We start from the raw sequence: 18381 nt of genomic DNA on the forward strand, positions 1-18381 counted from the left end.
TTTCCATGAGCCATAAGATGATCGCCGTGGGGGCGGCCGCCGCCGCGCTGGCATTCGCTGCCGCTCCGGCGCTGGCCGGCGCCAGCAAGGACGATGCCGTTGCGATGGTCAAAAAGGCCGTCGAGGCGATCAAGGCCGATGGCGCCGAAAAGGCCTATGTGGTGATCAGCGACAAGGCCGGCCCGTTCGTGAAGGACGACCTCTACGTCGTGGTCTATCAGCTCGACGGCAAGGTTCTGGCGCACGGCGCCAACGCCAAGTTTATCGGCAAGGACATGATCGACGCGCAGGACGTCGACGGCAAGCTCTACGTCAAAGAGCGCGTCGAGATGGCCGCCAAGCAGCCGTCGTTTTGGCAGGACTACAAATTCGTCAATCCGGTCAGCAAGAAGGTCGAGCCCAAGGAAATGTATTGCGAACGGCTCGACAACACCGCGGTCTGCGCCGGCGTCTACAAACTGTGACGGCGGCGCGTATCGCCCCCGCTCGCTGCTGAACTGAAATCAGGACGTTGCTGATGGGAAGCTGGATCAGACACCTCGGACTGTCGTGGAAGGTCCAGCTCGCTCCCGCATTCCTCGTTCTGGTGATGATCGGCGTCGGCGCGTTTGCGCTGGTGTCGCTACGCGATAATCAGCAAAACGTCGACAAGCTGGTGTCGGGTCCGGTGCGGCTCTCCGAGCTTGCCTCCGACCTCAACAACGCTGCCTGGACCGCGCACGCCAAGCTGTACCGGATGGCGGCGACCGCCGCCAATGAGAGCGATGCGGCCAAGCTCACCAAGGTGATGAAGGAAACCACCGCGGCGTTGGCGCAGGTCCCGGCCTCGCTCGGCGAAGTCGAGAAGGCGCTCGGCGCCGACGCCGCCAAGCCGCCGTTCCAGAAGCTCAAGGCCGCGGTCGCAGGCTATCAGAAGCAGGCCAAGAACGCGGTCGAGATGGCCGACGGCGACGCCGGCTCGGCCTTGCTCTTCATCAAGAGCGCCGAGAAGAGTTTTACCGATATCGACTCGCTGGTCAGCGACCTGATCCTGTCGACCAACGACAGCCGGGATCGCGAGATCGCCCACACCGGCATCGCGCTCGAACGCGAGCAATGGATGCTCGGCGGCATCGTGGCGGCCGCCGCGCTGGTCGGTATCGCGTTCTCGTTCCTGATCGGCCGCGGTATCGCCCGCCCGGTGGTGGCGATGTCCGGCGCGATGCACGAGCTCGCGGCCGGCAATTTCGGGGTGCAGTTGCCTGGGCTCGACCGCGGCGATGAGGTCGGCCAGATGGCCCGCGCCGTCGAGGATTTCAAAGTGCAGGCGGTGGCCAAGGCCGAGCGCGAGCAGGCCGAGCGCCAGCGCCAGGAGGAGATCGCCGCCGAAGCCCGCCGCGCCGAGCTGCATCAACTCGCCGATGGCTTTGAAGCCGCGGTCGGTCAGATCGTCGAGCAGGTCGGCGTCGCCTCGCAGGCGCTGGAGGTTTCCGCCGGCGCGCTCGCCAAGGGCAGCGCCGAGACCCAGCAGCTCGCCACTATGGTGGCGGCAGCCTCATCGCAAACCTCGACCAACGTACAGTCGGTGGCGTCCGCAACCGAGCAGATGTCGGCTTCGGTCGAAGAGATCGGCCGCCAGGTCAGCGAGTCGCGCAAGATCGCGGACGAAGCGGTGCAGCAGGCCGAACAGACCGACGCGCGGATCGCCAAGCTGGCGCAGGCCGCCAACCGCATCGGCGACGTCACCCAGCTGATCACCACCATCGCGGGCCAGACCAATCTGCTCGCGCTCAACGCCACCATCGAGTCCGCCCGTGCGGGCGAGGCGGGGCGTGGCTTTGCGGTGGTGGCGCAGGAGGTCAAGGCGCTGGCGGAGCAGACCGCGAAAGCCACCGACGAAATCAGCGCGCAGATTGCCGAGATGCAGGCTGCGACCCGGGAGTCGGTGGATGCCATCAAGGAGATCGGCGGCACCATCGGCAAGATCGCGCATATCTCCTCGACTATCGCCGCATCCGTGGGCGAGCAGGGCAGCGCCACCCAGGAGATCGCCCGCAGCGTGCAGCAGGCGGCGATCGGCACCAATCAGGTTGCGGCCAGTATCGGCAACGTCAATCGCGGTGCTGCCGACACTGGTGCGGCCTCGGACGAGGTGCTGACCTCGGCTCAGTTGCTGTCCCACGAAAACAACCGGCTGCGCGCCGAGGTGGCTAAATTTCTCGCAACCGTGCGGGTCGCCTGACGCGCACGCCTTTGCTACCCTCCGGCCCGAGCTGCGCTTGCAGCACCGTGCCGGGGACGCCATGATCTATCGCCACAGCATCGGCAACGTCTCGTTCGTGTTCGAGGACCTGCGCGACCTGCTCGCCAAGGCGAGCCCGCCGCGCTCGGGCGATCGCCTCGCCGGCATCGCCGCCGATAGCGCCGAGCAGATGGTGGCGGCGCGGATGGCGCTGGCGGACCTGCCGCTGCGGCAATTCCTGTCCGAAATGGTGATCCCTTACGAAGCCGACGAGGTGACACGGCTGATCGCCGACCGTCACGACGCGGCGGCGTTCGCAGCTGTGGCCTCACTCACCGTCGGCGGCTTCCGTGACTGGCTGCTGTCGGACGCTGCGACACCGGCGGCACTCGCCGCGCTGGCGCCGGGCCTGACACCCGAAATGGTCGCCGCGGTGTCGAAGCTGATGCGCAATCAGGACCTGATCCTGGTAGCGAAGAAGTGCAGCGTGGTTACCCGTTTCCGCAACACCATCGGATTGCCCGGGCGGATGAGCGTGCGGCTGCAGCCCAACCATCCGTTCGACGATGCCCGCGGCATCACTGCGTCCATTCTGGACGGCCTGCTGCTCGGCGCCGGCGACGCCTGCATCGGCATCAATCCGGCGAGCGACGATCCGGCGGTGCTCGGCCAGCTGGTGCGACTGCTTGACGACATCATTACGCACCTGGCGATTCCGACACAGGGCTGCGTGCTCACCCATGTCACCACGACGCTGCGCCTGATCGAGCAGGGCGCGCCGGTCGACCTGACGTTCCAGTCGATCGCCGGCACGGAAGCCGCCAATCGAAGCTTCGGCATCGATCTGGCATTGCTCGCCGAAGCCCATCAGGCGACGCTGGCGCAGAAGCGGGGTACGGTCGGCGACAACGTGATGTATTTCGAGACCGGGCAGGGCTCGGCGCTGTCGGCGAACGCGCATCATGGCGTCGATCAGCAGACCTGCGAAGCACGCGCCTATGCGGTGGCGCGGGCGTTCTCGCCGCTGCTGGTCAACAGCGTGGTCGGCTTCATCGGCCCGGAATATCTGTACGACGGCAAGCAGATCGTGCGCGCGGGCCTGGAGGACCATTTCTGCGGCAAGCTGCTCGGCCTGCCGCTCGGGGTCGACATCTGCTACACCAACCATGCCGAAGCCGATCAGGACGACATGGACACGCTGCTCACGCTGCTCGCAGCGGCCGGCGTCAATTTCATCATGGGCGTGCCCGGCGCGGATGACGTGATGCTGAACTACCAGTCGACCTCGTTTCACGACGCGCTATACGTCCGCGATTTGTTCGGCCTGAAGCGTGCGCCGGAATTCGACGACTGGCTGGTCCGCGCCGGTTTTGCCGGCCCTGATCACCGCCCGCTGACGGATGGTGCCCTGCTGCCGGAGATCGCAGCGCGGCTGATCGCCTGATCGCGCGCCGTCGTCCAGAACTGTCAAAGAAACGCTGGCCGCTCCGCGGCGGTCGTGATTAGATCATGCATCACGGCCGCGATCGGGCGGGATTTTTGCAGCCGTGGGGAACCGGTCGCGAGTCGCGCAGTTGTATTGAACTTGCCGTTTTTGGGGCCGGTGGTCGAACCGTGCGCGCGGTCACCGCAACCAACTCGGACAGCGTGACGTTCGCGGGGAAAGTTCGATGAAGGCCGAATCCGGGCAGACCAGTCGTCGTATTCTGTGTATCTTCCCGCGCTACACCAAGTCCTTCGGTACGTTTCAGCACTCCTATCCGTTGATGGACGATGTCGCCGCCTTCATGCCGCCGCAGGGGCTGCTGGTGATCGCCGCCTATCTGCCGGATGAATGGTCGGTCCGCTTCATCGACGAGAACATCCGCCCCGCGACAGCAGACGATTTCGCCTGGGCCGACGCGGTGTTCGTCAGCGGCATGCATATCCAGCGACAGCAGATGAACGACATCTGCCGGCGCGCACATGATTTCGACCTGCCGGTCGCGCTCGGCGGTCCCTCAGTCAGCGCCTGCCCCGACTACTATCCGAATTTCGACTATCTGCATGTCGGCGAACTCGGCGACGCCACCGATCAATTGATCGCCCGACTGGCCCACGACGTGACGCGGCCGAAGCGGCAGGTCGTGTTCACCACCGAAGACCGCCTCGACATGACGCTGTTTCCGATTCCGGCCTACGAGCTGGCGGAATGCAGCAAATATTTGCTCGGCAGCATCCAGTACTCATCCGGCTGTCCGTACCAGTGCGAATTTTGCGACATTCCCGGCCTGTACGGCCGCAACCCGCGGCTGAAGACGCCGGAGCAGATCATCACCGAGCTCGACCGCATGATCGAATGCGGCATCCGCGGCTCGGTGTATTTCGTCGACGACAATTTCATCGGCAACCGCAAGGCGGCGCTCGATCTATTGCCGCATCTGGTCGAGTGGCAGAAGCGCACCGGCTTTCAGCTGCAACTCGCCTGTGAGGCGACGCTGAACATTGCCAAGCGGCCCGAGATTCTCGAACTGATGCGGGAGGCATATTTCTGCACGATCTTCTGCGGGATCGAGACGCCGGATCCGACCGCACTGAAGGCGATGCACAAGGACCACAACATGATGGTCCCGATTCTCGAAGGCGTGCGCACGATCTCGAGCTACGGCATCGAGGTGGTGTCGGGCATCATCCTCGGCCTCGACACCGACACGCCGGAGACCGGCGAGTTTCTGATGCAGTTCATCGAGCAGTCGCAGATCCCGCTGCTCACCATCAACCTGCTGCAGGCCTTGCCGAAGACGCCGCTGTGGGATCGCTTGGAGCGCGAAGGCCGGCTGGTCCACGACGACAACCGCGAATCCAACGTCGACTTCCTGCTGCCGCACGACCAGGTGGTAGCGATGTGGAAGGACTGCATGGCGCGGGCTTACGAGCCCGAGGCGCTGCTGAAACGCTACGAGTACCAGATCGGCCACGCCTACGCGACGCGGCTGCATCCGTCGACGCCGCAGCGGGCGTCGAAGGCCAATATCAAGCGCGGCATGATCATGCTGCGCAACATCATCTGGCAGATCGGCATTCGCGGCGATTACAAGCTGGCATTCTGGAAATTCGCGCTACGACGCTTGATCCGTGGCGACATCGAGAACCTGCTGCTGGTGATGGTGGTGGCGCATCATCTGATCATCTACGCGCGCGAGGCCTCGCGCGGCCATGCCAACGCCTCGAACTACTCGCTGCGCCTGCGCGAAGCGGCGGTGCCGGCGGAATAAGGACAACGATGAACTCACCTGCTACCCCGCCGCGCTCGCTGGCAGAGCTGCGCCGTTTGACCCCGGCCCGCGTCGCGCTCGGCCGCGCCGGCGCCAGCCTGCCGACCGAGGCGCTGCTGGATTTCACCCTGGCCCATGCCCGCGCCCGCGACGCAGTCCATGCCGGCTTCGATGCCGCGGCGCTCGCCGCCGAGCTGCAGGCGCTCGGCTTGCCGACCCTGCGGGTGTCGAGCCGCGCCGCCGACAGGCGCGACTATCTGGCCCGCCCGGATCTCGGCCGGCAGCTCGACCCGGCCGCGCGTGATGTCCTGTCGGGAGCCCCGCCGGCGGGCGACGTTGCGCTGGTGATCGGCGATGGCCTGTCCCCGGTCGCTGTGGCGGCCCAGGCGACTGCCGTGGTGCGGCATCTGTTACCTCGGCTCGCCGCGGCGCGGATCGGCGTCGGAGCCGCCGCGGTGGCAACCGGCGCCCGGGTCGCGCTCGGGGACGAGATCGGCGCGGCACTCGGTGCCCGCATGGTGGTTGTGCTGATCGGCGAACGGCCGGGCCTGTCGGCGCCGGCCAGCCTCGGCGCTTATCTGACGTTCGGACCGCGCCCCGGCCTGACCGATGCCGACCGTAATTGCGTCTCGAATATCCACGCTTCCGGGATTTCGGCGGAGGAGGCGGCTCACAAGATCGCCTGGCTGATCCGCGAAGGCTTGGTGCGGCAGGTGACCGGGGTGGCGCTCAAGGACGAGAGCGGCAGCCTGATGCCGGAACTGCCTCCGCCGTGATCCCAAGCTGCCGGAAAACTCGCAACCGGGCCGCGAATCTGGTGGATTCGGGTTCCCAGTCTCGATTCCGAAGGGCGGTCGGTCCGAGCCTGCGCACGTGGTGAATTGCTGCATGTCCCAACACCAGGATTCCGGGCGATGCGACGCTGTCGCATTCGTGCCGGGAAGTTTGGCTAGGACGAGCGATCGACAGGACGGAACAGCGCATGCTGGATAGAAACGTGAGCGACACCGAAGTCGCGGAATTGAAGCGACGGCGGGTTAGCATCGCTTTTGGTCTGGAGCGGCTGGGTCTGATCCCGCTGCGCGCGCCGGTGGTGTCATGCATCATCCTGCTGGCCCTCATCGTCGGTGCCGTGTTCGGCATCGAACGGATCAAGATCGACGACTCCCTGAGCCAACTGTTTCGCTCCGACACCAAGGAGTTCAAGCAGTACGAGGAGGTCACGAAGCGGTTTCCGTCGACCGAGTTCGACGTGCTGATGGTGGTCGAGGGCAAGGAGCTGCTGGCGCGCGAGAATCTGGAGAAGCTGCGTGACACCGTCACCGATCTGCAACTGATCGACGGCGTCCGCGGCCTGATCTCGCTGTTCTCGGCGCGGCAGGCGCCGGAGCCCGGCAAGCTTCCGGCGGCTCTGTTCCCGCCGGAATTGCCGGAAGGTGAGGCTTACGACCAGTTCGCCCAGACGGTGAAGACCAACGAGATCATCCGCGGCAAGCTGCTGTCGGAGGATGGGACGCTGGCGCTGGTCGTGCTGTCGCTCGATCCGAAGGTGGTGGCCGACAACACCCGGCTGCGCGCCACCATCGCCGAAATGCGCAAGGTGATGACCGACGATCTCGAGGGCTCTGGCCTCAGCCGACAATTGTCCGGCGTGCCGGTGATGCAGCTCGAAATCCGCAACGCGGTCGAGCGTGACGGGCTGATCTACAACCTCGCCGGCATCCTGGCCGGCTGCGTCATCGCCATCCTGTTCTTCCGCAAGATCTCGTTCATGGTGGTGGCGGCGTTCCCGCCGCTGCTCGCGATCCTGCTGGCGCTCGGTGTGCTGGGCTGGGCCGGCTTCAGCCTCAACATGTTCCTCAACGTGATGACGCCGCTGATCATGGTGATCAGCTTCTCGGACTCGATGCAGCTGACCTTCGCGGCACGAGACCGGTTGATCGCTGGGGAGGACAAATACACCGCGTTCAAGAACGCCGTCCTGGTGGTCGGGCCGGCCTGCGTGCTGACCCATGCCACCGCCGGCATTTCGTTCATCGCGTTGCAGTTCTCCAATTCCGACCTGATCCGCGCATTCGGCGAGGCGGGCCTGCTCGCCACCGTACTGGCGCTGGTCGCGGTGCTGACGCTGGTGCCGGTGTTCGGCGTGCTGCTGGTGCGCCACGAGGAAGCCTTCGCGGCGAAATTCCAGAGCGCCGATCTCGGCGTCAACGCGCTGCGCCGGTTCTGCGCCTTCATCGCGGTGCGGATGGTCGGCCGGCCCGGCCTGTTCAGCCTGCTGGCGGTTCTGGTGGTCGGCGGCCTGGCGGTGATCTACGCCAATCTCGAGCCGCGCTATCGGCTGGCCGATCAGGTGCCCGACAAGGAGCAGGCGGTGCAGGCGAGCGACCGGCTCGACGCCAAGCTCACCGGTGCCAATCCGATCGACGTGCTGATCGAATTCCCCAAGGGCCAATCGCTGTATTCGCCCGAGAGCCTGCAGATCATCGCCGAGGTTCATTCCACGGTCGAGAAGCAGGCAGGCGTCGGCAACGTCTGGTCGGTGGAAACGCTGCGCCGCTGGCTCGCCGAGAAGGCACATACCACCAGCGTCGACACGCTGAAGGAATACGTCGACCTGCTGCCCGCCAATCTGGTGCGGCGCTTCATCGCCGAGGATCAGACCGCAGTGGTAGTCTCGGGCCGCGTGCCAGATCTCGACTCCAGCGAAATCCTGCCGGTGGTGCAGAAGCTCGATCACGCGCTCGACAGCGTGCGGCAGAAGCATCCGGGCTACGAAGTCGCGGTCACCGGTCTGTCGGCAATCGCGGCGCGGAACAGCGCCGACATGATCTCCAAGCTCAACCACGGCCTCACCATCGAGTTCGCGCTGGTGGCGATCTTCATCGGCCTGGCGTTCCGCTCGGTGGTGGTGATGCTGGCCTGCATCCTGCCGGGCATCTTCCCGGTGGTGCTGTCGGGCACGCTGTTGTGGCTGATGGGAGAGGGGCTGCAATTCGCCAGTGTGGTCGCGCTGACGGTTTCGTTCGGCCTCGGCCTGTCCGCCACGATCCACTTCCTCAACCGGCTGCGGCTGGAGAGCCCGCCTGGCGTCAGCGCCGGGCTTGCCGTCGAACGCGCCACCGTACTGGTCGGCCCGGCCCTGATTCTCACCACTGTGGTTCTGGCTTGCGGCCTCGGCGTCACGGTGTTCTCGGACCTGCCGTCGCTGCGACTGTTCGGCTGGCTCAGCGCCTTCGCGATGGTGGCGGCACTGATCGCCGACCTGTTCATCCTGCGCCCGACCGCGATGTGGCTGATCAGCGTCGCGCACCGCCTGCGCGGCAAAGGTAACGCCGGCTCGGTGGTGTAGCGCACGACAAACGATCGGCTTGTCGAAAAGTAAAAGCCCTCCGGATCGGCTGATCCGGAGGGCTTTTTGTTGATGGAGCCGGAGAAGGCGGTGATCAGCCGCGGGTCATCGAAATGTTGACGCCGCGGATCTCGCCCTTCGAGCTGATCGCCACCGACTGCTTGTTGCCGTGGGTGGTCAGCGACAGGCTGGCGGCGAACCCGGCGGCTTCCACGAACACTTCGATCCGGCCGCCGCCGGCCTTGCCCTGCAGGCTGCCGTTGACGTTGCGGCTGGTCTCGCTCCAGTTGCCGGAGATGCGGTCGCCGTTGGTGGCGGCGTCAGCGGAAAGGTCGAACTTGTAGCTGTCGCTGGCGCAGCGCAACGTCAGAGCCAGCTGATTGCCGCCGCCGCTGCCGCGATAATTCGCCTTGCAGCGGATGCGCTCCTTCGAGCCGTCGGATAGCGACACCGTCCCAGTCCCCGACCATGCTCCTTCGAAGCCGGCGAACGGTCCGGAATCTGCCAGCGCTGCCGATGCCGAGAACAGCATCGCGGCGCCGATCCCGGCCGCCTTCAACGCATGGATGGAGGAAGTGGTGGAACGAAGCAGGCTCATTCTGGCCATCCTTGGGAGATCGCTGGGGTGACGACGGTGGCGTCACGTCGCTGGTTAGTGTGTTCGCCTCGCGGCAGGTTCAAATCACATAGTAACGCTGCGCATGCACACCAGGGCGCACGGCGCGTGTTGTTCCGTCCGCGCTGCTCGCGGAACTATAGTATTTGCATCAAATCGGCAACGTTCCGTGAAAAAATGACAGGTATTCCGCGGCTTTCCGCCACCCGTCCGCGAAGGCGCGTGCGTCGGCACTAATTTGGCCGTATTTGTCACCTTGATCGACGCATCATACCGTTGTGCCGATCGTGTGCACCGCGACCCCTTCCAAGCGGCGCCGTAGATGTGATCGAGAACGGGTTTCGACCCCCAGCCACATATCGAAGGAAGACAATGCAAAAGACCTTGGTTGCGCTCGCGTTGCTGCTCGTTTCGATGTCCTCCGGCGCCAATGCCCAGCAACAGCAGCGCAGCGGCACCGAAGCCGAGCAGAAGGCCTGCTCGCGGGACGTGTCGCGTTTCTGCCGCTCCGTGATGGAGCAGAGCGATCTGGTGATCCTGTCCTGCCTGCAGCAGAATCGCGAGAAGATCAGCAAAGCCTGCAACCAGGTGTTGGTCAGCCACGGCCAGTGAGGCGGTGAGTCGGCATCCGCCGGGCCTGCTTCGGTCCGGTTTGGCGGCCGCGGCGGCGATCCGGGCGAAACTGCGGCCCGGACATCGTCCGTCAAGATCGTTGGTTTAGCCGGCGATTTCCCTTATATGGCGTCGCGAACGGTGCGCCCGGCCCGGCCGGGTGCGGCCGTTCGCTTTTTTTCGTGTTCAAACCAAGTGTTTAGCCAGTGCCGATGACGTCTGCGAGCGAGCTTCGATCGGGCAAGACCCACCGGGACGAGAATTTCCCGGTCGCGTCGTGGATCATCCATCCGCGGCACCGCGACCTGATTCTGGCGTTCTATAATTTCGTCCGGACCGCGGACGACATCGCCGATCACGAGATGCTCGATGCCGAGACCAAGCTCGAATATCTCGATCTGCTCGAAGCCGAGCTGCTCGGCCGCGGGGAGACCCAGCCCGAGGCGGTGCATCTGCGCCGGGCGCTGGCCGAGCGCGGCATGCCGCCGCGCCACGCCCTCGATCTGCTGACGGCATTCCGGATGGACGTCACCAAGCTGCGCTACGAGGATTGGGACGAGGTCATCCACTACTGCCGCTATTCGGCGATGCCGGTCGGCCGCTTCATGCTCGACGTCCACGGTGAAAGCACCACCACGTGGCAGGCGTCCGACGCGCTGTGCGCTGGGCTTCAGATCAACAATCACCTGCAGGACTGCGGCAAGGACTATCGCACCCTCAATCGCGTGTATCTGCCGCGTGACGTGCTCGATGCCGCCGGCGCCAAGGTCGAAGACCTCGGTCTGCAGAAATCGTCGCCGGCGCTACTGAAGTGCCTGCAGGGTCTCGCGGTGCGCACCGCATCGCTGCTCGGCGATGGCCGGCCGCTCGCTGCCGAGATCAAGGATTTTCGGCTCGGCCTCGAAGTCTCGGTGATCCAGGCCTACGCCGATCGCATCGTGCGGATGCTGCAGACCCGCGATCCGCTCAGCGAGCGCGTGCATCTGAAGCCGATCGAATTCGTCATCGCCAGCTTCGGCGCGATGAGTTCGGAGATCGTCCGTCGTAGCTTCGGAAAGGGGCCGGTGTCGCATCCGGCACCGCGCGCATGACCGTTCACGCCACGCCAGAGCCGGCCGCGCATCAAGGCGTCGCGCTCGGCAGTTCGTTCTACGCCGCGATGCGCATCCTGCCGCGCCCGCAGCGCGAGGCGATGTTCCAGGTCTACAGCTTCTGCCGCTTCGTCGACGACATCGCCGATTCCGACCGGCCGCGCGAGCAGCGGGTCGCCGAGCTGCAGCAATGGCGCGACGACATCGCGGCGCTGTATCGCGGCGCACCGCCGCCGCGGCTTGCGGACTATCAGGAGTCGCTGCGCACCTTCGGGCTGAAGCGCGAGGATTTCGAAGCGATCATCGACGGCATGGAAATGGATGTCGACGCCGACATCCGCGCGCCCGATGAAGCCACGCTCGATCTGTACTGCGATCGCGTCGCCAGCGCGGTTGGGCGGCTTTCGGTGCGGATCTTCGGTCTGCCGGAGGGCGACGGCATCGAGCTGTCGCATCATCTCGGCCGCGCGCTGCAGCTCACCAACATCCTGCGCGACATCGACGAGGATGCCGGTATCGGCCGGCTGTATCTGCCCAGCGAGCTGCTGCACAAGGCCGGTATCACCGCCACCGATCCGCGCGTGGTCGCGGCGCATCCGGCGCTGCCGAGCGTCTGCGCGCCGCTGGTGGAGCGTGCGCTCGCGCATTTCGCCGCCGCCGACAAGGTGATGAACCGCAATCCGCGCCGGGTGGTGAAGGCTCCCCGCATCATGGGCAAGTACTACTACTCGATCTTGCAGCTTCTGATCGCGCGCGGTTTCGCAGCGCCGCGCGCCCCGGTGAAGCTCGGCAAGGCTTCGAAGATCGCCATCCTGCTGCAATACGCGATCGTGTGATGTCGAAAACAGTTCACGTCATTGGTGCGGGAATCTCCGGCCTTGCGGCCGCGATCCGGCTCGCCCGCGCCGGTCTCACCGTCCAGGTTCACGAAGCGATGCAGCAGGCCGGCGGCCGCTGCCGCTCGTATTTCGATGCCCAGACCGGGCTGGTCATCGACAACGGCAATCACCTGCTGCTGTCCGGCAATCAGGCCGCCTGCGACTACGCGCGCACGATCGGCACCGAGGCCGGCCTTGTCGGTCCCGCGAGTGCCGAGTTCGACTTCATCGATCTGCCGGCCAACGCGCGCTGGCGGCTGAAGCTCGGCAGCGGCAAGCTGCCGCTGTGGCTGTTCGATGCCAAGAGCCGCGTGCCGGATACCTCGATCGGCGATTACCTCGGCCTGATGCCGCTATTGTGGGCGCCGACCACCAAGCTGATCGGCGATACAATCAACTGCTCGGGCCCGCTGTACGATCGCCTGGTGGCGCCGCTGCTGCTCGCCGCGCTCAACGTCGATCCGCCGGAAGGCTCGGCGGGTCTCGCCGGCGCGGTGGTGCGCGAGACGCTGCTGGCTGGCGGCAAGGCCTGCCGGCCGCTGATCGCCCGCGATGGCCTGTCGGCCGTGCTGGTCGAGCCGGCGGTGGCGCAGCTCGCCGCCACCGGCCCCGGGGTGCGGTTCGGCCATGAGCTGCGGGCGCTGACGATGTCGGGCGACCGCGTCGGCGCGCTGCAGTTCGGCGGCGAGGATGTCGTCACCCTCGGCCCGGACGATGTGGTGGTTCTGGCGGTGCCGCCGCGTCCGGCCGCCTCGCTGCTGCCCGGCCTGAAGACGCCGCAGGAATACCGTGCCATCGTGAATGCGCATTTCAACTATGCGCCGCCGCCCGGCATGCCGGCCCTGACCGGGGTGATCGGCGGGGTGGTGGAATGGCTGTTCGCGTTCCCGAACCGGCTGTCGGTCACCATCAGCAACGGCGACCGGCTGGTCGACGCGCCCCGCGAGCAGCTGGCGACCGAAGTTTGGGGCGAAATCTGCAAGATCGCGGGGATCTCGGCCAATCTGCCGCCGTGGCAAATTGTCCGCGAGCGCCGCGCGACGTTCGCGGCTACACCGGCGCAGAACGCCCTGCGCCCCGGGCCGGTCACCCAGTGGAGAAACCTATATCTCGCAGGCGATTGGACTGATACGGGGTTACCGGCGACCATCGAAGGATCGGTCCGGTCCGGCAACCGTGCCGCGGACCTGGTATTGGCCGCCGGGCGCGCCTGATCCGGCCCTCAACACGGAGACTCAGCAGATAAAATGGATTCCGGCAGCTACACGACTGGTGTCGGGCGCAACGCGCTCGAAGCTTCGATCGATGCGGCGCGTAGCGCGCTGCTGAACTATCGTCGCGATGACGGCCATTGGGTGTTCGAACTCGAGGCCGATTGCACCATTCCTGCCGAATACGTGCTGCTGCGGCACTACCTCGGCGAGCCGGTCGACGCCGCGCTCGAAGCCAAGATTGCGGTATATTTGCGCCGCATCCAGGGGGCCCATGGCGGCTGGCCGCTGGTCCACGACGGCGACTTCGACATGAGCGCCAGCGTGAAGGGGTACTTCGCGCTGAAGATGATCGGCGACAGCATCGATGCCCCGCACATGGTGCGAGCGCGCGAGGCGATCCGCTCGCGGGGCGGCGCGATCCATTCCAACGTCTTCACCCGGTTCCTGCTGTCGCTGTACGGCGTGACCACCTGGCGCGCGGTTCCGGTGCTGCCGGTCGAGATCATGTTGCTGCCGAGCTGGTCGCCGTTCACGCTGACCAAGGTCTCGTATTGGGCGCGCACCACGATGGTGCCGCTGCTCGTGCTGTGCGCGCTGAAGCCGCGGGCCAAGAACCCCAAGGGCGTCGGCATCGACGAGCTGTTCCTGCAGGACCCGAAGACGATCGGCATGCCGGCCAAGGCGCCGCATCAGAACTGGGCGCTGTTCAAGCTGTTCGGATCGATCGACGCCGTGCTGCGCGCGATCGAGCCGGTGATGCCGAAGGGCATCCGCAAGCGGGCGATCGACAAGGCGCTCGCCTTCATCGAGGAACGGCTCAACGGCGAGGACGGCATCGGCGCGATCTTCCCGCCGATGGCCAACGCCGTGATGATGTACGAGGCGCTCGGCTATCCCGAGGACTATCCGCCGCGCGCCAGCCAGCGCCGCGGCATCGATCTGCTGCTGGTCGATCGCGGCGACGAAGCCTACTGCCAGCCCTGCGTGTCGCCGGTGTGGGATACGGCGCTCGCCAGCCACGCGGTGCTCGAGGCGGACGGCCACGAGGGCGCCAAATCGGTGCGGCCGGCGCTCGACTGGCTGCTCCCGCGCCAGGTGCTCGACGTCAAGGGCGACTGGGCCGTGAAGGCCCCGAACGTCCGCCCCGGCGGCTGGGCGTTCCAGTACAACAACGCCCACTATCCGGATCTCGACGACACCGCGGTGGTGGTGATGGCGCTCGACCGCGCCCGCAAGGACCAGCCCAATCCCGCCTACGACGCCGCGATCGCCCGCGCCCGCGAGTGGATCGAGGGGATGCAGAGCGATGACGGCGGCTGGGGTGCCTTCGACATCAACAACACTGAGTACTATTTGAACAATATCCCGTTCTCGGACCATGGCGCGATGCTCGATCCGCCGACCGAGGACGTCACCGCGCGCTGCGTCTCGATGCTGGCCCAGCTCGGTGAGACGATCGACAGCAGCCCGGCGCTGGCCCGCGCGGTCGGCTATCTGCGCGACACCCAGCTCGCCGAGGGGTCGTGGTACGGCCGCTGGGGTATGAATTACATCTACGGCACCTGGTCGGTGCTGTGCGCCCTCAACGCCGCCGGCGTCCCGCATGCCGATCCGATGATCCGCAAGGCGGTCGCTTGGCTGGAGTCGGTGCAGAACCGCGACGGCGGCTGGGGCGAGGACGCCGTCAGCTACCGACTGGATTACCGCGGCTACGAAAGTGCCCCCTCGACCGCCTCACAGACGGCATGGGCCTTGCTTGCCCTGATGGCTGCGGGTGAGGTCGATCATCCCGCCGTGGCACGGGGCATCGAGTACCTGAAAAGCACACAGACCGAAAAAGGACTGTGGGACGAGCAGCGTTACACGGCGACGGGCTTCCCGCGGGTGTTTTATCTGCGGTATCATGGCTATTCGAAGTTCTTCCCGCTCTGGGCGCTAGCGCGGTACCGGAACTTGCAGGCCACGAACAGCAAGTTGGTAGGGGTCGGAATGTGATTCTGGGGGCAGTGGACGACCAGGCCGCGGCGCATCGCCAAGATCCGCGGCCGGTACTGATTGTGACGGGCCTGATTCAGGAAGCACGTATCGCGGCGGGGCCGGGCCTCACCGTTATCTGCAGCAGCAGCGATCCGAAGCAATTGCGCGCGATCATGGCCGATTTCGACCCATCGTCGATCCGCGGCGTGATCAGCTTCGGCGTTGCCGGGGGACTGGATCCCGCTCTCGAGGCAGGTGACATCGTCATCGCCACCGAGGTTGTGGCGGGTGAACGCCGCTGGGCCTCGGAAGTTGCACTGACCGACGAATTATTGCGAAGCGCCGGGCTCGGCCGTCAGCGCGTCGTGCGCGGCGGTTTGGTCGGAGCCGAGCAGGTGATCGCAGCGCGCACCGCCAAGGCGGCGCTGCGCTCGGAGACCGGTGCGGCGGCGGTTGATATGGAAAGCCACATCGCTGCCGATTTCGCCGCTGCGGCCAACCTGCCTTTCGCGGCGCTGCGGGTGATCAGCGACCCGGCGGGCCGCAGTCTGCCGCAAGTCGTCTCCACCGCGATCAAGCCGAACGGCGAGATCGATCTGCGCAAGGTGCTGCGCGGCATCGCCCGTCACCCGACCTCGATCCGCTCGCTGGTGTCGACCGGCATCGACTTCAACCGCGCGCTGCGGTCCTTGCGCGGCTGCCGGAACTTCGTGCAGGACGCCGTGCTCGGCCGCGGCGGTCTTGTCGCCGAGATCTGAGCGGATTGCGCGCCGCCGGAGAGGGCGGCGCGGACGTGGCTTCCGCCGATGATGCGCTGATCCAGACCGCGTCGTGACGCTCTTTGAATCTCACGTCCTGATTTCGTCTTTCAGCCAATCCAGGAACCGGCCGAGATAGCGTGGATCTGCGCGCGAGGTCGGCTGAGCGAAATACTTCTCGCCCTTCACGACCACGTCGGGAAACGGGCAGACGAGCCGCCACTCCGGCTTACCCGGAAAGAACTCCTTCGGCGCGACGATCGAGCCGAATCCCTCGCGCGCTGCATGCATCGCGACGAACATGTGGTCGAAGCGGTGGCCGCCTTCGAACAGATGGTCGCGCATTCCCGCTTTCTGCAGCCAGGCTTCCCAGTGCCCTGGCCGGGTGGCTGAGGTGATCAACGGAAATGCGAGAAGATCCTCCGGCTTCTCGATGGTCCTCTCCTGAACCAGATCCAGGCTGCAGACCGGCGTCAGGTGCTCTTCGAACAACGGCGTCGATGCCTTCGAAGGCCCGCCGATCTTCTCGCTGCTGCCCCGGGTGATCAGGAGATCGTGGGACGACACGTCCGGCGTTTGTCCCGTCATCCGGGTCGAAATCCACACCGCCAGATCGGGATTGGCTTTCTCGAACCGCTTGAGCCGCGGCATCAGGAAATACATCGCGAATGTCGACGGCGCCTCGACCGCCAGCACCGCCTTGCTGCGCCGACGACGGACGTACTGGCAGGCGGCTTCGATATTGCGGAACGACTGGCTCAGCTGCTCCGCCAGGACGCTGCCATAGGGCGTCAGCGCCACGCTGCGGCCTTCGCGGGTGAAGACCTGTTGCCCGAGCCAGTCCTCCAGGAGGCGCACCTGCTTGCTGACGGCGCCGTGGGTGACGCCCAGCTCCTCGGCGGCCGCACTCAGACTGTCGCTGCGCGCCGCCACCGCAAACGCCCGCAGGGCGCTCAGCGGCAGTTCTCGTTCTTTCACCATGACCTCCGTGTGACGATGGCGGCCGGAAAGCAGCGCCAGACATGCGACTTATCCTCACGTATCTGTCGATTTTATTCGATCGATTCTCACATGTGAACGGCCTACCACCCGGGACGTCCAGCCGCCCCTCCAGGCGGCATTCAGAACCCGGATGCCCCCATGACGACCCAGCCTTTGATCGAAGCCAACGGCCGCAGCTACGCCAGGCCACCACGACCCGTTGTCGTAATCTGCCTCGACGGTTTCGACCCCGAATATCTGGAGCGCGGCATTGCCGATGGCGTGCTGCCGACGATCGGCGCGCTCCGGGCGGGGGGCTATGTCGGCACGGCGCTGGCGACGGTGCCGACCACCACCAACACCAACAACACCTCGATCGTCACCGGCGTCTCGCCCGCCATCCACGGCATCAACGGCAATTACTATCTCGATGCCGACACCGGCGAAGAGATCATGGTGACGGATGCGCGGCGCCTGCGCTGCGGCACCATTCTCGGTGCGATGAGCAAAGCGGGCGTGCGGACCGCGGTGGTCACCGCCAAGGACAAGCTCCTGAAGGTGCTCGCCTATGAGATGGACGGCATTGCTTTCTCATCCGAACATCCGAACGTCGCCGATCTCACCGCGCTCGGCTTCAACAGCGGCGAGGAACTGGTCGGCCGCGGCCGGCCGGATCAATACTCCGCCGACTTGTCGCTGTTCGCGCTCGATGCCGGCGTCAGGCTGATGGAGACCGCCAAGCCCGAGCTGATGTATCTGTCGACCTCGGACTATGTGCAGCACAAGTACCAGCCGGGCGAGGCGGAATCGAATGACTTTCACGCAGCGGTCGATCGCCGCATCGCGCGGCTGATCGAACTCGGTGCGACCGTTGCCCTGACTGCCGATCATGGCATGGCCGACAAGTCCGATGCGGATGGCCGGCCCAAGGTCGTCTATCTCGAGGATGCGCTGAACCGGAAGTTCGGTGCCGGCGTTGCGCGGGTGATCTGTCCGATCGCCGATCCGTTCGTCCGGCATCACGGCGCGCTCGGCGGCTTCGTGCGTGTCCACCTGCTCAAGCCTTGCGATATCGCGGCGATGATGACCTTTGCGCGGTCGTTGCCCGGCGTCGAGCTGGTGCTCGATCGTGTCACGGTGTGCGAACGCTACCAGTTGCCGCCGGATCGGGAAGGCGACTTCGCGGTGTTCACCGATCGCGGCACAGTGGTGGGCGCGCGGCGGGAAGATCATGATCTGTCGGCACTCGGTGACCATCGCTTGCGCTCGCATGGCGGGCTCGGCGAGCAGCGCGTGCCGTTTGTGCTGTCGCGCCCGCTCAAGCGGGACTACCGCGAGCGCGCGACTACAGGCGTGTTGCGCAACTACGACATCTTCGACTTCGCCCTGAACGGCGTCGACTAATCCCGCACGATTGCAGCCAAAGA

The 18381-nt window shown here is 65.8% G+C and carries 15 protein-coding genes; 13 read left to right on the forward strand and 2 right to left on the reverse strand.

Annotation, left to right across the window (positions count from 1 at the left end; all coding sequences use genetic code 11):
• Positions 1-5 precede the first annotated feature (5 nt).
• The 6 genes from VRZ08_RS13190 to VRZ08_RS13215 all read left to right on the forward strand — a co-directional run bounded on the left by VRZ08_RS13190 (position 6) and on the right by VRZ08_RS13215 (position 8827).
• Positions 6-464, forward strand: a complete 459-nt coding sequence (locus VRZ08_RS13190; protein WP_414532815.1) for a cache domain-containing protein — start codon at positions 6-8, stop codon at positions 462-464.
• Positions 465-517: 53 nt separating this feature from the next.
• Entirely contained in the window at positions 518-2221 is a 1704-nt protein-coding gene (locus VRZ08_RS13195) for a methyl-accepting chemotaxis protein (protein ID WP_414532816.1), read from the forward strand.
• Between the two features lie 61 nt (positions 2222-2282).
• A complete protein-coding gene (locus VRZ08_RS13200; RefSeq protein ID WP_414532817.1) occupies positions 2283-3665 on the forward strand; it encodes an ethanolamine ammonia-lyase subunit EutB in 1383 nt (460 codons plus the stop codon).
• Positions 3666-3891: 226 nt separating this feature from the next.
• On the forward strand, positions 3892-5475 hold the full coding sequence (gene hpnP, locus VRZ08_RS13205) for a hopanoid C-2 methylase (RefSeq protein WP_414532818.1): 1584 nt from the start codon (positions 3892-3894) through the stop codon (positions 5473-5475).
• An 8-nt stretch (positions 5476-5483) separates the two neighbouring features.
• Positions 5484-6251 (forward strand): ethanolamine ammonia-lyase subunit EutC, encoded by a 768-nt coding sequence (gene eutC / locus VRZ08_RS13210; RefSeq protein WP_414532819.1) that lies wholly within the window; start codon positions 5484-5486, stop codon positions 6249-6251.
• Between the two features lie 206 nt (positions 6252-6457).
• Positions 6458-8827, forward strand: coding sequence for an efflux RND transporter permease subunit (locus tag VRZ08_RS13215; RefSeq protein WP_107356506.1), 2370 nt, complete (start codon positions 6458-6460; stop codon positions 8825-8827).
• 94 nt (positions 8828-8921) lie between these two features.
• On the opposite strand, the gene VRZ08_RS13220 is transcribed toward VRZ08_RS13215, so the two are convergent.
• Positions 8922-9425 (reverse strand): hypothetical protein, encoded by a 504-nt coding sequence (locus VRZ08_RS13220; RefSeq protein ID WP_107345487.1) that lies wholly within the window; start codon positions 9423-9425, stop codon positions 8922-8924.
• A gap of 390 nt (positions 9426-9815) precedes the next feature.
• Between VRZ08_RS13220 and VRZ08_RS13225 the strand changes: the two genes are divergently transcribed.
• The 6 genes from VRZ08_RS13225 to VRZ08_RS13250 all read left to right on the forward strand — a co-directional run bounded on the left by VRZ08_RS13225 (position 9816) and on the right by VRZ08_RS13250 (position 15973).
• Complete coding sequence (locus VRZ08_RS13225) at positions 9816-10055, forward strand: hypothetical protein (RefSeq protein ID WP_011159282.1); 240 nt, start codon at positions 9816-9818, stop codon at positions 10053-10055.
• A 212-nt stretch (positions 10056-10267) separates the two neighbouring features.
• Positions 10268-11146 (forward strand): squalene synthase HpnC, encoded by an 879-nt coding sequence (gene hpnC / locus VRZ08_RS13230; protein ID WP_414532820.1) that lies wholly within the window; start codon positions 10268-10270, stop codon positions 11144-11146.
• Positions 11143-11982: a presqualene diphosphate synthase HpnD gene (gene hpnD, locus VRZ08_RS13235; RefSeq protein ID WP_107356504.1), complete on the forward strand. Its 840-nt coding sequence runs from the start codon at positions 11143-11145 to the stop codon at positions 11980-11982. The genes hpnC and hpnD overlap by 4 nt, the downstream gene beginning before the upstream one ends.
• The gene (gene hpnE, locus VRZ08_RS13240) at positions 11982-13238 is read left to right on the forward strand and encodes a hydroxysqualene dehydroxylase HpnE (RefSeq protein WP_414532821.1); all 1257 of its coding nucleotides are present in this window, start codon (positions 11982-11984) and stop codon (positions 13236-13238) included. The genes hpnD and hpnE overlap by 1 nt, the downstream gene beginning before the upstream one ends.
• Positions 13239-13271: 33 nt before the next feature.
• Positions 13272-15233 (forward strand): squalene--hopene cyclase, encoded by a 1962-nt coding sequence (shc, locus tag VRZ08_RS13245; protein ID WP_107345483.1) that lies wholly within the window; start codon positions 13272-13274, stop codon positions 15231-15233.
• Positions 15230-15973, forward strand: coding sequence for a phosphorylase (locus VRZ08_RS13250; protein WP_263989265.1), 744 nt, complete (start codon positions 15230-15232; stop codon positions 15971-15973). The genes shc and VRZ08_RS13250 overlap by 4 nt, the downstream gene beginning before the upstream one ends.
• Positions 15974-16063: 90 nt before the next feature.
• Here the strand turns inward: VRZ08_RS13250 and VRZ08_RS13255 are convergent, their stop codons facing one another.
• Positions 16064-16954, reverse strand: a complete 891-nt coding sequence (locus VRZ08_RS13255) for a LysR substrate-binding domain-containing protein (RefSeq protein ID WP_414532822.1) — start codon at positions 16952-16954, stop codon at positions 16064-16066.
• Between the two features lie 159 nt (positions 16955-17113).
• Here VRZ08_RS13255 and phnA point away from each other — a divergent pair, with 159 nt between their 5' ends.
• Positions 17114-18358, forward strand: a complete 1245-nt coding sequence (gene phnA / locus VRZ08_RS13260) for a phosphonoacetate hydrolase (RefSeq protein WP_414532823.1) — start codon at positions 17114-17116, stop codon at positions 18356-18358.
• Positions 18359-18381 lie beyond the last annotated feature (23 nt).

The organism is Rhodopseudomonas sp. G2_2311, assembly GCF_047501505.1.
GTDB lineage: Bacteria > Pseudomonadota > Alphaproteobacteria > Rhizobiales > Xanthobacteraceae > Rhodopseudomonas > Rhodopseudomonas palustris_H.

Bases quoted from the DNA above. Each gene is read 5' to 3' on its own strand.
- VRZ08_RS13200 (WP_414532817.1), top strand. From the start codon at position 2,283: ATGATCTATCGCCACAGCATCGGCAACGTCTCGTTCGTGTTCGAGGAC.
- hpnC (WP_414532820.1), top strand. From the start codon at position 10,268: ATGACGTCTGCGAGCGAGCTTCGATCGGGCAAGACCCACCGGGACGAG.
- hpnP (WP_414532818.1), top strand. From the start codon at position 3,892: ATGAAGGCCGAATCCGGGCAGACCAGTCGTCGTATTCTGTGTATCTTC.
- hpnE (WP_414532821.1), top strand. From the start codon at position 11,982: ATGTCGAAAACAGTTCACGTCATTGGTGCGGGAATCTCCGGCCTTGCG.
- VRZ08_RS13220 (WP_107345487.1), bottom strand. From the start codon at position 9,425: ATGAGCCTGCTTCGTTCCACCACTTCCTCCATCCATGCGTTGAAGGCG.
- eutC (WP_414532819.1), top strand. From the start codon at position 5,484: ATGAACTCACCTGCTACCCCGCCGCGCTCGCTGGCAGAGCTGCGCCGT.
- VRZ08_RS13215 (WP_107356506.1), top strand. From the start codon at position 6,458: ATGCTGGATAGAAACGTGAGCGACACCGAAGTCGCGGAATTGAAGCGA.
- VRZ08_RS13190 (WP_414532815.1), top strand. From the start codon at position 6: ATGAGCCATAAGATGATCGCCGTGGGGGCGGCCGCCGCCGCGCTGGCA.
- VRZ08_RS13225 (WP_011159282.1), top strand. From the start codon at position 9,816: ATGCAAAAGACCTTGGTTGCGCTCGCGTTGCTGCTCGTTTCGATGTCC.
- VRZ08_RS13195 (WP_414532816.1), top strand. From the start codon at position 518: ATGGGAAGCTGGATCAGACACCTCGGACTGTCGTGGAAGGTCCAGCTC.
- phnA (WP_414532823.1), top strand. From the start codon at position 17,114: ATGACGACCCAGCCTTTGATCGAAGCCAACGGCCGCAGCTACGCCAGG.
- VRZ08_RS13255 (WP_414532822.1), bottom strand. From the start codon at position 16,954: ATGGTGAAAGAACGAGAACTGCCGCTGAGCGCCCTGCGGGCGTTTGCG.
- hpnD (WP_107356504.1), top strand. From the start codon at position 11,143: ATGACCGTTCACGCCACGCCAGAGCCGGCCGCGCATCAAGGCGTCGCG.
- shc (WP_107345483.1), top strand. From the start codon at position 13,272: ATGGATTCCGGCAGCTACACGACTGGTGTCGGGCGCAACGCGCTCGAA.